The sequence below is a fragment of the Pelagicoccus albus genome (assembly GCF_014230145.1).
GTDB lineage: Bacteria > Verrucomicrobiota > Verrucomicrobiia > Opitutales > Opitutaceae > Pelagicoccus > Pelagicoccus albus.
This window is the reverse complement of record NZ_JACHVC010000006.1, coordinates 210532-225312: the sequence shown is the minus strand read 5'-3', so window position 1 is coordinate 225312 and position 14781 is coordinate 210532. Positions and strand designations below refer to the sequence as shown.

At 52.8% G+C, this 14781-nt stretch carries 11 protein-coding genes; all 11 read right to left on the bottom strand.

The genetic code is table 11. The features are described 5' to 3' along the window. Positions 1-77: 77 nt before the first annotated feature. A complete protein-coding gene (locus tag H5P27_RS04380) occupies positions 78-536 on the bottom strand; it encodes a response regulator (RefSeq protein WP_185659159.1) in 459 nt (152 codons plus the stop codon). An 87-nt stretch (positions 537-623) separates the two neighbouring features. Then, entirely contained in the window at positions 624-3908 is a 3285-nt protein-coding gene (locus tag H5P27_RS04375) for a PAS domain S-box protein (RefSeq protein WP_185659158.1), read from the bottom strand. A gap of 239 nt (positions 3909-4147) precedes the next feature. Beyond that, positions 4148-5548 (bottom strand): glucuronate isomerase, encoded by a 1401-nt coding sequence (gene uxaC, locus H5P27_RS04370; RefSeq protein ID WP_185659157.1) that lies wholly within the window; start codon positions 5546-5548, stop codon positions 4148-4150. Positions 5549-5571: 23 nt separating this feature from the next. Then, positions 5572-6354 (bottom strand): SDR family oxidoreductase, encoded by a 783-nt coding sequence (locus H5P27_RS04365; protein WP_185659156.1) that lies wholly within the window; start codon positions 6352-6354, stop codon positions 5572-5574. Positions 6355-6411: 57 nt separating this feature from the next. Further along, positions 6412-7509: a sugar kinase gene (locus tag H5P27_RS04360; RefSeq protein ID WP_185659155.1), complete on the bottom strand. Its 1098-nt coding sequence runs from the start codon at positions 7507-7509 to the stop codon at positions 6412-6414. Positions 7510-7533: 24 nt separating this feature from the next. After that, complete coding sequence (locus H5P27_RS04355) at positions 7534-8631, bottom strand: Ldh family oxidoreductase (RefSeq protein WP_185659154.1); 1098 nt, start codon at positions 8629-8631, stop codon at positions 7534-7536. An 18-nt stretch (positions 8632-8649) separates the two neighbouring features. Further along, positions 8650-9624 carry a phosphoglycerate dehydrogenase gene (locus H5P27_RS04350; RefSeq protein ID WP_185659153.1) on the bottom strand — a complete coding sequence of 325 codons (975 nt, stop codon included), beginning with the start codon at positions 9622-9624 and terminating at the stop codon, positions 8650-8652. Positions 9625-9693: 69 nt separating this feature from the next. Continuing rightward, positions 9694-11574: a tagaturonate epimerase family protein gene (locus H5P27_RS04345; protein ID WP_185659152.1), complete on the bottom strand. Its 1881-nt coding sequence runs from the start codon at positions 11572-11574 to the stop codon at positions 9694-9696. A gap of 154 nt (positions 11575-11728) precedes the next feature. Continuing rightward, positions 11729-12772, bottom strand: a complete 1044-nt coding sequence (locus tag H5P27_RS04340; RefSeq protein WP_185659151.1) for a LacI family DNA-binding transcriptional regulator — start codon at positions 12770-12772, stop codon at positions 11729-11731. A 21-nt stretch (positions 12773-12793) separates the two neighbouring features. Next, positions 12794-14245, bottom strand: a complete 1452-nt coding sequence (locus tag H5P27_RS04335; protein WP_185659150.1) for a TRAP transporter large permease — start codon at positions 14243-14245, stop codon at positions 12794-12796. Next, positions 14242-14781: a TRAP transporter small permease gene (locus tag H5P27_RS04330; RefSeq protein ID WP_185659149.1), complete on the bottom strand. Its 540-nt coding sequence runs from the start codon at positions 14779-14781 to the stop codon at positions 14242-14244. Before H5P27_RS04330 ends, H5P27_RS04335 begins: the two co-directional genes overlap by 4 nt.

Here is a 14781-nt window from a genome sequence, read left to right as displayed (position 1 = left end):
CAACCTCTGATTTTTTCGAATCGTAAGATTCAACTTCTGAACCGCCGGTACGGCAACCGGTCGGCAATGGTCGGAATCTAATCAGCCAACTTAACCTCGTCGGTCTGGGGAGTATTCGCTTTGGTCCAAAAGTCCTTGATCATTTCAACTACATCCATGAACCGGTTTAAGCTATCTGGCTTGGTTAAATAGCAATTAGCATGCAGCTCGTAGCTCTCGAATATGTCCTTGTCCGCGTCCGAGGTCGTTAGAACGATAACGGGCAAATCTTTGAGGGCCTCGGTAGCCCGAATATCCTTCAAGACCTCGGATCCGTTCACTTTGGGGAGGTTCAAATCGAGCAGAACAAGATCAGGCTCCACCCGCTCGTCATACCCTTCTTCACCCTTGAGATAGGCTATTGCCTGCTCGCCATCCTTTACGACATTAAGATTGTGCTCAAGATTCGAACGATCTAACGCAATTTGCGTAAGGCGGATGTCCGCTTCGTTGTCTTCTACAAGCAGTATCTCGATTGCTCTTATTGTATCAGTCATAACACACACCTTAGAATTGGTAGTCGTCGTTAGTATTTATCGGATTCACAGGAGCGTACATTACTCAAATTAAAGTAATAGACAACCCTAAGCGTCAAATGGGAAGGCCAGATAGAACGAACTCCCCTCTCCTTCACGCGATTTTAACCAAACGGCCCCCTTGTGGCCCTCCATAATCTTCTGTACCATGGATAAACCAATGCCGCTCCCCTCGTATTCATCACTTGGATGCAGCTTTTGAAAAATCGAAAAAATACGGTCTTGGTACCTTTCCCTTATTCCGATACCGTTGTCTTGGACTTCAACTACTAGGTGGTCTACCTCCCTATTAGACCTTTCACCTAGTTCAGTATAAGGAACGACTTTAGCGGATACAGTGATACAAGGCTCTGGCGACTTGTTGAACTTGATGGCGTTATTGAACAAATTCTGAAAAACGAGGGATATTTGCGTCACGTTTCCTGTAACAAGTGGTAAATCCTCGTCAAGGAAGCTCTCGACCTTCACACCTTCCATGCTGGCCTTGAGGTCTAACATAGCCATGTCAATCGCCTCTATAATCGGAAACTTTGATGCCGCCCCTTTCTTGAAGTCCAATTCATTATACCTGAGTAGACTCCTGATCATATTCTGCAAACGGGTCACACCTTGGGAGATGTAGCCCATGTAACCAGCGGCAACCTCATCAAACAGAGAGCTATAATCGTCTTTGAGTAAGCCTACGAAACTAGAAATAGTCCTAAGCGGCTCTTGAAGGTCGTGAGAGCTCAAATGAGCAAAATTGGACAACTCCTCATTAGCTCTTTGAAGTTCCTGGTTCGCCCTCATCAGGGAATCCTCCGCCTGTTTACGGTCGTGGATATCTTGCATTGTGCCCGTCATCCTTCGGATATCACCAGACTTATCCCTGGTAACCTTGCCGCTTCCAAGAAACCACCTGTACTCCCCATCCCCGCAAAGCAGTCGATAGTCAGCGCTATAGAAACCGTCATTCAACAAGCTATCTTGCACCGCAGAAAAAGTCTTTTCCACATCGTCCGGATGCATGATCTTTTGGATACCCGACAGGCTTGCGGGAATCTCCTCTGGTGTGTACCCGATAAGCTCATACAACTTCGGAGACCACCAGCCTTCATCACGATTGACATCGAACCAGTCCCATATCCCGACACTCGCACCGTCCGCTGCCAAACGAAATAGCTCTTGGCTCTCATGAAGAGCTTCCTGCGCTGCGATACGCGAAGATATATCGATCGCGGAAATCATCACCGTAATTCCGTCCGAAAGGTTGAATGCGCTCAGAAAGATCTCAATAGGCAAGGAACCGCCACTTTTTGTCGCGACCACCAGACCGCCATCGGACCCGTAAACCACCTTTCCCTCCTCCGGAGCTTCACCAGAAAAGAGATCCCCTAAAGCCACAGCCATTTGGTCTCCAAGAACATCAGAAACGAGCGACCCCACCAACTCGCTTCGCTCATAGCCAAGCATTCTCTCAACTTCGTTATTCACAAGTTGAATACGCAGGTTATCTTCCACCAGCAAGATCCCAGTCGGTGACCCCTCTACCGCCATGCGAAACCGGCGCTCTGCAGCCCCTAGAGCCTCTTGACTCCCGAGCAAATCCGTAATGTCAGTGGCAACCGCCAAAACCCCTTTTTTGTTCTCATTAAAACGATAAGGGACTTTATCGGTCTGTATCCAGCGAGACTTTCCGCGTATAGGCTGATACGGCTCTATCAGGCCCAGAATCGATTCTCCACTTTCCATTACTTCCTTATCTTGAGCGAAGTAGCGTTCGGACTGATTCGGAAAAATCTCTTTGGTATGCAGACCTTCGACTTCCTGAACCGTCATCCCCACTGATTCGGCAGCCGCTTTATTTGCAGTGATGACGTAGTTGCCGTCATCCTTGTACCAAATGTAGTTAGGAACGGTATCCAAAATTACACGTAACTCTTCAGAGCGCCTATGCAATTGAGACAAGATCGCTTCTCTTGAAAGCAGACCTTCCACCCATCTGGCCATCATTAGCACACAGTCTATCTCGAATTGTGTGAAAGGTGCGCCCCTCGCATTCGGTGAACTGAAATTGATAGTACCCACCGTACACCCATCTCGGTGAATGGGTGCACCGATGTAACTTTCCCACGCAAGACGTTCATGGCACCTCAGAGTTCTCCACTCTGAATGGCTCATGTTGTTGGTGGCGTATGGCTTCTGGGAATCGATAACGATTTGGCAATAAACGTCCTCGATGTCCCAGCTCGCCCCTGGGCAAAACGCTCGATTGGCAGTGTAGGATTGCCTCACCCAATATCGCCCTTCGTCCAAATCAGAAAGAATTCCCGTTTCCAGACCCAAAATCTCACAGGTCTCCTCGAGTCCCGCCAAAATGCGTTCCTCGAAATCGCTAGCCTGCCAGTTCCCGATTTCCAGTAGTCGCCGCATTAAACGCTCGTTAGAACTCTTAACGTCCTGCAGCCCTACAAGTTCGGACACATCATATATGATAACAGCATGCCCGCTCAATCGTCCCTCTTCGTTGGACAAAGGTATTTTTTCGATTCGGATCGTTTGATCTGTCTCATCCTCGGAAGGCGATTCTCGCTCACGCGTGAAAATGGGTTTTCGAATCTCGACTACCGACTTTTCAGGATCGAATCCGGTCAGCATTTCATCGGGCAACACCGATTCAAGGCTCTTGCCAAGCAATTCATCTCTGGAGCACCCCGTTGCCTGAGCCCCTGCCTGATTTACGACCAAAATTCGTTTATCCAGATCGAGTATCCAAATCTGGGCCGGGCGGGAATCCACGAGCTGAGTAAACTCGCTATATTGGCCAAAAAGTCTCGAAGCCAACGGATCCGGCCCAGAACGCTTCCCGACTATCTGGTACAAAGAAAATACGAGGAAAACAGCACCAAAGACTCCGAGCCCGACCGGAGCAACCAACCCCAGAAACCAATTTCCCGGACTGTGCACGAGTGCAATCAGTAGCTCATCCGTTTTACTCAGTGAGGATATCTGGCAGTGGAAGTGACTACCCTTTTCACGAAAATAATAGGAGCTCTCGTCTGCGACCTCCATGGAGCTAATGGACTCGGGAAAAGACTCTGGATTAGATCTCTGCAAGCCATCCGTAGGCCAAATCAACCTGCTCTCCGAGAAAGCCTTTCCTGACTGAGCTATGAAAACGACCAAGCCCGTATCCACATCGCCCGCCGGCCAGATTCGCTCCAGAAAATCGACAGCCTCTTCCTCTTCCATAGTGCGAAACGCATCGATGCTGAGCGACATCAGAAGCTCGGCCTTCACCTCCTGGTCCGACTCTGCCGACCTCATGAAGTGGGCCGCTAAAAGAGATGCCACCCCTAGCGCGAGGGATAGGCTTAGGAAAAGCAATCGGATGGACGAGAAGTCCTTTTTAAGCCTGTAAGGCATCAAAGGCGGCTGGAAGAAGTAGGGAAATAGTCAGTGAAGGGGCGAAGGTAGCCTTCGCAAGCGAGCTGTCAATTTTCCAGAAACCAGTCTCTGAAGCGTTTCAACACGTCGAAAAAAGGCCCAACCTTCGAAAGGGTTGAGCCTGTATAAAGTGAACCGCTAGCGATCTACTTAACGCCGAAGTAGTTGTAGGCGTTTGTGAAGCAAATATCCTTCACCATGCCACCGACGTGGGCGAAGTCACGAGGCAACTCCCCGTTTTCGATGTCGGTGCCCAGCAGGTTACAAAGAATGCGGCGGAAGTACTCGTGACGCGGATACGATAGGAAGGAGCGCGAATCGGTAAGCATGCCGACGAAGCGCGACAATAGCCCGAGACTGGACAAGGCATTCATCTGAGCCTCCATGCCTTCCTTCTGATCGAGGAACCACCAGCCGCTGCCGAGCTGGATCTTGCCCGGTACGGTGCCATCCTGGAAGTTACCCAACATCGTAGCCATGGCGTAATTGTCAGCCCAGTTAAGGTTGTAGAGCACCGTCTTCGGCAGTTGGGCTGTGGAGTCCAAACTGTCGAGAAAGCGGCTCATGGTTTGGACCTGCGGGAAATCTCCAATGGAATCGAAGCCGGTATCTGGACCGAGCTTACGCATCATACGGGAATTGTTGTTACGGATCGCTCCCACGTGCAACTGCATGGTCCAGCTCTTCTCCGCATTCCAGCGGCCGAACTCGCGCATCAGGTAGAAGGCGAAGGCTTCCTTTTCCGCTGGAGTCGCGTTGGATCCACCGCGAGCCTTATCAAAAATGGATGCGACTTCCTGCTCGGACGTTTCGGCGAAGAAACACCGTTCCAAACCGTGGTCCGATAGGCGGCCGCCCATTTCGTGGAAGAAATCATGCCGCTCCTTCAGCGCATCCAGAAGGGCCTGCAAGCTAGTGATCTCCTTGCCAACTACAGAGGCGAGCTTATCGACCCAAGCGTTGAAGGCTTCCGCTTGATCGACATTCAAAGCCTTGTCGGGACGGAATGTAGGAACCACTTTAGTATCGAGGCCTTGACCAGCGATTATCTTGTGGTTGGCAAGATCGTCAACTGGATCGTCGGTCGTACCCACGACCTTGACCTTAAACTTTTTGAGGATTCCGTGAGCGCTCAACTCGTCTGTCTTCAGCTTTTCGTTGGCTGCTTCCCAGATGTCCTTAGCGGATTCCTCGTTGATGATAACATCGATATCGAAGTAACGCTTCAGCTCGATATGACTCCAGTGGTAGAGCGGATTGCGAAGCGTGTGCGGGACGGTGCGACACCAGGCAAGGAACTTGTCGTAAGGATCCGCCTCACCGGTGCAGTACGTTTCCGAGACCCCGTTGCTACGCATGGCTCGCCACTTGTAGTGGTCGCCTTCCAGCCAGATCTCGGCCAGGTCCTTAAAGCGGCGATTGTTGGCCACGTCCTGCGGAGGCAAGTGGCAGTGGTAGTCGTGGATCGGCTCGTCCTTGGCGTAGTTATGGAATAACTCGCGAGCGGCATCCGATTGGAGAAGGAAGTCGTCGTGGATGAATGACATAGAGAGTGACAAAGAGGGGGTTATTAAATGGTCATGGCCGCATAGCCGCCATCGACCAGCAATTCGGTCCCGGTGACGAAAGAACCAGCGGTATCGGATGCGAGCAGCAGGGTTGCTCCGACCAATTCCTTGGCTTCGCCAAAACGCTTCATTGGCGTGTGGCCCATGATTTGAGCGACTCGCTCTTCGGTGAGGACCTTCTTGTTTTGCTCAGCTGGGAAGAAGCCAGGTACGATGGTGTTCACCCGAATTTTCTGGGGAGCCCATTCTCTGGCCAAGTTCTTGGAAAGGTTGTGCACCGCTGCCTTGGTGGCGGAATAGGTGAAGACGCGCGAAAGCGGTGTAACTCCCGACATAGAGCCGACGTTGATAATCGACCCTCCTTCCCCGCGGTCGAGGAAGTACTTGCCGAACACTTGGCAAGCAAGGAAGACCGCCTTGGTATTGATCTCGAAGAGCCGGTCGTACTCTTCCGAGGAGATCTCGAGGAATGGAGTCGGCGAATTGGCCCCTGCCCCATTGATCACGATATCAACCGAGCCTGATTTCTCGATTACACGCTGCAGCAATTCCCCGATAGATTCCTTACAACCAAGGTCTGCGGTTTCGAAATAAGCGCTGCCGCCAGATGCTTCGATCTTGGCAATGCGCGCCTCCGCCTTTTCCAGGCTACGTCCGACGAGTACTGTCGTCACACCCGCTTGGGCCAAGCCTTCCGCCATTGCGCCGCAGAGCTCGCCCGTACCGCCGAACACGACGGCGACTTTTCCTTTAAGGTTGAAAAGAGAATCTAGAAAATCGCTCATAAATAAAAAGGGACGCGGGGCTGTGCTATGCCCCGCGTCTTTGGTTTGGTTAATTGTTTATCGTACGACGCGGGCTCCGCCGCCGCCCATGACCTTTTCGACTTCCTTGACGGTTACCATCGAGGTGTCGCCTGGAGTGGTCATTGCGAGTGCTCCGTGAGCTGCTCCGTAATTGACGGCCTTGGCTGGATCGCCAGTGGTGAGGAATCCGTAAATCAAACCGGATGCGAAACTGTCTCCGCCGCCGACGCGGTCCATGATTTCCAACTCTGGGTATTGCTTGGATTCGTGGAATTCGCCCGCGTGCCATGCGATCGCTCCCCAGTCATTGACAGTAGCGGTCTTAACGGCGCGTAGCGTAGTCGCGGTGGCCTGGAAGTTCGGGAATGCGGCAACCGCCGATTCGATCATCTTCTTGAAAGCGTCGATTTCGATCTTGGAGATGTTTTCGTCAACCCCTTCAACTTCGAAGCCAAGACAAGCGGTGAAGTCTTCCTCGTTGCCGATCATGACGTCGACGTACTTGGCGATCTCACGATTTACTTCCTGACACTTAGCGTGGCCGCCGATGCTCTTCCAAAGAGAAGGACGGTAGTTCAAGTCGTAGGAAACGATGGTTCCGTGCTTCTTGGCAGCCTTAACCGCTTCGATCACGAACTCCGGAGTAGTTTCGGAAAGCGCAGCGAAAATGCCACCAGTGTGGAACCAACGCACGCCCTCTTCGCCAAAAAGCTTTTCCCAATCAACATCGCCCACCTTCATCTGACTGGCCGCTGTCAAACCACGGTCAGGTACGCCTACCGCTCCGCGGATACCAAATCCACGCTCGGTGAAGTTGAGACCATTGCGCACTTCGCGTCCGAGGCCATCGTAAGGCTTCCATTGGATCCAAGACGTATCGACGCCACCTTGCATGATGAAGTCCTCTACGAGATGACCGACTTCGTTGTCGGCAAAGGCGGTAACAACTCCAGCACGCAGGCCGAAGCACTTGCGCATCCCGCGAGCTACATTGTATTCGCCGCCGCCTTCCCATGCTCGGAAGCTACGGGCCGTACGGACACGACCTTCGCCCGGATCGAGACGAAGCATGACTTCGCCGAGGGAAACGATGTCGTATTTACAGGATTCAGCAGATTTGATTTCGATGCTCATTTTGATTCTGTGTGCAAGGTTGTGTTAGGATTTGGCGATGGCGAAGCTATCGGCATCCCAGACAGGTGAGCCACATTCCTCAGCCAACTCGTTAAACGCGGCAATCTCAGCGTCTGTGAACAGTAAACCTCCGTTGGCAGCGGTTTTCTTAGCCGCGCCGGCTTCGATCTGGCCAGGAAGCAGGCAACTTTCATTTCCATGTCCGAGAATATCCTCGATCACGGCCTTCACGTTCTGGGACTGGTTACGACTCTTGGCAAAAGCCCCCGAACTTACCGCATCCGGATGGATGACCTGGAAGTAGAAACAGGCGGTGTGCTTTTCGTCCGCCTGCTCCCATGAACGGTTACGAATAGTTGGCAAAGACCCGCCGATGAAGCCGCCCACGATTTCATTGATCAGGCTCAAGCCGTAGCCCTTGTGAGCTCCAAATGGGATCAACGCGGCTGCCTGCTTCGGGTCTGTAGTGGGATTTCCATCCTTATCCACTGCTGCGTTTGGCGGGAGGCTTGCCCCTTCGCGAGCGAGCTGCTGTACGCGGCCCATGGCGATAACCGAGGTGGCCCAGTCAATTACAATCGGGAAACCGACCGCGTCCACGGTTGGGAATCCCCAGCTATGCGGATTGGTGCCCAAAGTCGGATACTTGCCACCAAACGGAACGACTTCCGCCAAGGCTGCCGTACAATTAGTATAGGCGATGTAGCCGCGCTTGGCCGCTTCCATGACGTATCCACCTCCCCAAAGGTAGTGGAATGCGTTGTCTACCGACACTTGGCCCACACCGTATTTGTCAGCCAGTTCGATACAGGTTTCGAGAGCCTCGTAAGCGGTGGCTTGGCCGAGCTTCTTGTTGGCATTCCAAGTCTGGCTCGCCTCGAAGCGGGACTCCAATTTTTCGATCTTGGCATCGGGCACGCAACCTTGAGAACCGGAACCGAATAGGTGATCCAGGTGCAGGGCCTTGAGGGCGTTGTGGGTGCGAATGCCATGCGTGGAGGCGTAAGCGGAGAACTTGGCCGCGTAGGCGGACTCTTCTGCCGAGTATCCACGGTGCTTGTATGCGGCTTCCACCAGAGCATTATGAGTTTCCTCTTGGACTACTTTAAAAACTTCGGACATGATTGAGATCAATAGGGTTTAAGCGGAGGGCCAGGGAGCTTTGTTCGCTTGGGCTTCGGCTGGTTTTCCGTTGAAATAGTTTAGCAAGTTGCGAGTTGCCATGCCGGCTTGGCGTTGCACGGACTCGTGAGTGCGAGATCCGATATGCGGCGTGACTATGCAGTTCTTGGCCTTAAGCAAAACGTGATCGGCTGGAGGAGGCTCCACATCCAAAACATCCGTACCGTAGCCGCCGACTTTACCAGATTCGAGAGCCGCAGCCATGTCCTTGGGATTAACCAACTCGCCACGAGCGCAGTTCAGGATAACGACTCCATCCTTCATGGTTTCGATGCTCTCCGCACAAACCATGTTTTCCGTTTCGGCCGTCAGGTTCGTGTGCAGACTGAGAATTTCCGCTTCCTTGAAAACTTCGGCAATGCTGTCGAAACGCTCGACACCCATCTCTTCGGCAAAGGCTTCCGGCCAATAAATATCGTAACCAACTACCCTCAGGCCAAAGGCTTTAGCGCGAATAGCGACCTCGCGGCCAATTCTTCCCAAACCGACGATACCAATGGTTTTACCCATGATTTCGTGACCAGAAAGGCGTGTCCACTTGCCGTCACGAGTATAGTTCGCCTCCTCTACCAAGTGACGGAAGAGTGCGAGCATGAGAGCAAAGGTGTGCTCCGCGACGGTAGTGTGATTTACGCCTGGGCAGAAAGTGAGCGGCACGCCGACCTTTTCCACGTAGTCCGTATCGATTTTATCGAGACCGATACCGTATTTGGAAATCACCTTCAAACGAGGCAATGCCTTATCAACGACCGCAGCAGTGATCGCGTCGTCGCCACAGATCATTCCATCGATATCGCCAACCAGTTCGAGCATTCGGGCCTCTGTTAGAGGTCCGCGCTCACGGATGATTTCAAAACCCGATTCCTCGAGCATCTTGTGATGATCGCCAGGGATATCCTGATACGATGTAGTGGTTAGCAAAATACGTGTCATACTAAACTAAATTAATCTTATTAACGAACGGCAAAATGGGGGGGGCGCAGCGTGCTCTACAAACGGGCTTTAGCTGCCAACCGCGACGGGGGCGATGTCCGACAAGAAAGCGTCGAAGCTATCGTAGCTATCCAGTTTATCGACAGCGGAACCGCAGGTATCCGAATCGACGATACCGGTGTCTTTCGCAAGCCCGACGATGTAGAGGGCTACGCGACGGGCGAATGCCAAACGGCCTTCTTCACTGATCGAGTAGAAACGAGCTCGTTGGCGATAACCAGCTGGCGAGTGATCTCCTAGGGCGGATTTTTCGGCCTTTCCTTCGCCGGCAAGAACGTAGAGGAAATTGTATTCGAACCAGTGCATGTGCTCCGAGCTTGGAGTCAGCCCTTCCAAGGCTGCCCGCACGGTTTCAGGCGACTCGAAAACATCGGTCGAGAGCTTCTCGTATTTCAAGCTGGTTTCGATGAACTCACGAGCCATAGCCTTCTCGGAATCGGAATCACTGAAAGCTCCACTCACGGCGAGATCCACGGTGAACTGGTACCAATCTTTCCAAAGAGCTTGGTCGCCTTCGTTACTGGAACCGGAAAGAGCCACACCCATCTCGTAGGTATAGCGGCCACTGGTTTTGATCTCTAGATTTCCTCCGGTCACCTCGCCCATCACACCGTAATTTTCGGAGGACTTACCGGATCCAGAGTGGAATCCGATGCTAACGCCGAACACTTTGCAGACCTGCCACTGGCTCTCGATCAAAGTCTTGAGCTTAGCGTTGTCTGGATAAGGCATGTTCTTTTGGAAACCGAACGCAGGCGCCACGAAATTAACCGGCATACCCATCGCTTCGCAGAGCGAGAGCATCACAGCGGTAGTCTCCGGAGTGGTCAGGCCTGGCAACTCGTCGATGGAAAGCTCGCGCAGATATTCGCGGCCCACTGCGGTAGTAAATGCCTTCTCACGGGCGGCGGCGTACTTTTCATCGCGTTGCTTCATCTTGACCATGGAGGGCCAGACGTAGCAGAGCAGAGAATTGAGTTCGTCTTCGTCTACGGTCAGACCGGAATCGGCTACACGTTGGGCGACCTTTTCGACCAAGGAGCTCTCGATGTTCGAATTCACGTAGGCCTTCTTCTCTTCAGCAGATTCCGGCACCTTAGTGATGGCCAGCTCTGGGGATAGATCGAAAGTAATGTAGGACGCGAACAAGCACCCCTCTACAAGTCGGTCTTCGCGCACGTCGAACTTGCCGCCGATCGGTTGGTGGTCCGCATTAAAACTCCAGTTGATGCCGTGGGCATGGAAGCCGGTCTTGAGTTTGGCCATCACACAGCCATGGCTCATGCCTTCCACGGATTGGCCCTGGTGCCCTTCGGGAACGTTTGCCCCGATGAACGGAAATGGCACCGTGTCCAGCGAATCAGATAGCATCGCGTCCACATCGTAAACCAGTTCGCGTGGGATACTGTTTTGGTTGGCGGTTACACCGATTCCCAAATTCGCCATAGCCCAATCCACGCCGGGCCAATGCAAGGTGGTGAAGCGAGCTCCGATGCCAAGAGTGCTGCGTGCGATCTGGCCTCGAGCGGTCGGGAATATCGAGCAATTCTCATCAAACTCCTGAGCGAGATTCTTGATGCGAATCAGGTTCTCGAAGCTAGCTGGGAAATAAAAGTCGCCTTCAAATTCCAAACAGGGCTCTAGCGGAGCTGAATCCTTGCTGACGGAATCAGAGCTAAGCTTCCAAGCGTGGTCACCGTTGGACGCTTCCACCAAGACCCAATTTCCCGCCGCCGTTGAAAATGCGCTTCGATCGTGGATCGTAAGACTCTCGCCAGATTTAATGGCGGAGCTCAGGGCCTCCCAGTCCAGACAGAAGTCCGGGCTCACACATGGATTGTCCAGCAAACGGAGATCGTTGCGGGTTAGGAAATCATTGATTGGCTTCATTGGTACGGGTGCCCCTCGACTCGGAACCGGATCGGCCGGAATCGAAAGAGCTTACTAAAGAATAAGAATTACCAGCTACTTCAACATAATTCTTACTCGTGTTGGGTTCGGGGTGTGGAGTTTTGGGCCGAGATTGGATTCGGCGGATAAAATTCTAGCTGGATGACCGGACTATGAGTTTGGGGTGCACTTGGACGACAGGAGCTTCCTTACTGCTAAGCTCTCCATCGATAAGCTTTTGGATAAGAATAACCGCTTGTTCGATGAGGTCGGCGACGTTTTGCCCAACGGTTGTTAGGGCCGGATCAGTCCATTGACCAATTTCCAAATTGTCGAAGCCCACCACGGCGAAGTCTTCAGGGATTCGATAGCCCCACTCGCGAATCGCTTTCATGGCTCCGATGGCGACCCGATCGTTCAAGGCGATGATACCGCGAGGTGGATTTTCCAGCTGCAGTAGCTCCTGAGCCATGTCAAAACCGTACTGGTAGGACCAGGACGTCTTCTTGTCGCTCTTCATCGATAGGAATGAAGTATCCCACTCCATTCCAAGCTTGGCGGCGGCCTCCTTGAGCCCTTCGATCCTCCGAGCTCCATAGACCGGATCGCTCTCCAAGCCCAGAAGCGCGAGACTCTTGTGTCCCCGCTGCTGTAGGTGCCTCAATGAAAGCAGCATAGCTGAGTGGCGATCGAGCTCCACCCTAGGAAGCGGAATATCCTGGGCGGCATCGACGGTCACGACCGGCATATTCTCGCGGGCCAAACGACTAAAGATCGGATCCTTAGAAGAAAGCTCGGATCCGATGAGAATTATCCCATCAACTCGCAGAGAAAAGAAGTGGTGAATGATGTCGCGCTCCGCCTCAGCTACTCCCGAGGTAACTTCCATCACCGCCCGCAAGCCACGAGTTCGCAGGCTTTCCTGCAAACTGGAGATTTTACGAGCCAAAATCGGTGACTCAATTTCCTGAAAGCAAACTCCAATCAACCCAGTTTTCGCCCCCTTCAAGCTCCGGGCCATCATGTTGGGCTGAAAACCGAGGCGATGCATTTCATCCATCACCCGTTTACGCGTGTCTTCGTGAACACCCGTGTGGCCATTAAGGATTCTCGAAACGGTCCATCGAGACAGGCCGAGGTGCTTAGCGAAATCTCCGACTGAGCGGATGTTTATATCTTCATTGCTTCCGGAAGGCATGGTCAAAATTCGAAGTCACATCTAGAGGCCCAAGGCAGACGGCAGCCACATCGAAATGCTCGGCAGGTAGGTGATAAGCAATAGTCCGATAAACATGGCCAAAAAGAATGGGATCATGAAGGGGGTAACTCGAGCAATGGTGGTTTTGCCCACTCCGCAACCGAGGAAAAGGCAGGTTCCCACCGGCGGGGTACACAAGCCAATGCAGAGGTTGGCGATGAGTATGATGCCGAAATGCACATCGCTGATTCCCAACTCGTTGGCCACGGGGAGAAAGATCGGCGTGAAAATCAGGACCGCTGGAGTCATATCCATAAAGGTTCCGACGAACAGGAGCAGTAGGTTGATCAGAAGCATGATCACCAGAGGATTGTCAGATACCGTGAGCAGCGCAGCCGATACCGTTTGCGGAATATTGGCGATGGTCATGATCCATGACATCCCGGCGCTAGCTCCAATCAAGAGCATGATCACAGCTGTAGTGACCCCTGCTTGCAGCAGAATTTCCGGCAATTCCCGTAGTTTTACCTCACGGTAAGCCACCACCGCGATGAGGAAGGAATAAGCCACCGCGATCGCTGATGCTTCCGTAGCGGTAAAGATTCCACGCAAAATACCTCCGATAACGATGAAAAGCAGCAACATGCTCGGCAGAGCAGACAGGAAGGATCGCCAGATTTCGGGAGCAAACTTAGCCACCAAAAACATGCAAATGCCCCCAATCACTCCCCAAATCCCAAGCGAAGGATAAAAGCCAAGGGTCCCTTTAGTGAGCTGGAACAACCATGCAATCCCGACCATAACTCCGCCAATGGCAGCTAGGGCAACACTCGCTACAAGCATCGCGGTTAGGATCTTGGGCCAAGATGCCTTAGCTGTCCGCATGGCCACGATGAGGCAAACGGCCATAATCAAAATGCCAATCAACAAGCCCGGCAGAAAACCGGCCATAAACATGGCTGCGATCGAAACGGTACCTGAAGCGACCGCATACACGATCATGATATTGCTGGGCGGAATGAGCAGTCCAGTAGTGGCCGCGGTGGTGGTGATCGCTACGCTGAACTCGTTATTGTAGCCCTTTTTCTTCATCTCCGGTAGCATGAAGCCGCCGATGGAGGTAACCGCTGCAGCGGCAGATCCAGAAATGGAACCAAAAAGCATGCAGGTCACGGTGTTGACGTAACCGAGTCCGCCCGGGAAGCGCCCCATCAAAGAAGCAGCGAAGTCCATGAGACGCCGGGCCATACCGCCCTTCCCCATTAACAAACCAGAAAATATAAAGAACGGGATCGCCAAGAGAGCGAAACTATCGATGCCGTTGGCCATTTTGGAAGCGACCATCAGGCTCGGATCATGCCCGTCGATGAGCATCGCCAGCATCGAGGCGACTGCGATCGCCACCGCGATCGGGACATTCATGAAAAGCAGGACCGCAAAAACGACCACCAAGATAAGGATAACTTCGATCATTGGGCTGCCTCCTCTTCCAACTCGGATTCGCTCGGCGCGAGGCAACGCTCCAGAAGCTGCTCAGCGAGGAAGACGACCATGAAAATACCGCTGATGGGTAGAGCCGCATACTTCCACCACATGCCTAGCGGCAGGGCTACCATCGTTTGTCCGGAGTCAATGGCCTGTTTCATCAGGACCCAGCCTCCAAAAAGAAAAACGATTATCGCGAAAGCTAGAGATATCGCTGCACCGATGACCGAATTGAGCTTGCCGGCCGCCGGGTGTAGTTTTTCGGCAAAGTAATCCAGTCCAAGGTGAGCCTTCATGCTGAAGGCTACGCTTGCTCCAAACAGGGCTACCCAAATCAAAAGCAAGCGTGCTAGCTCCTCGCTCCACTTTGCTTGCTGCCCAAGGGCATAGCGGGAGATCACTCCCCACAAAACATCCAACACCAGAGCCGCCATCAGGATGATGACAATCCACTGGAGGACGAAGGTGAGCTTCTTCCGCAAGGATACCGCGGCGCTCAATAACTTATTCTCAGAGTCGCTCAT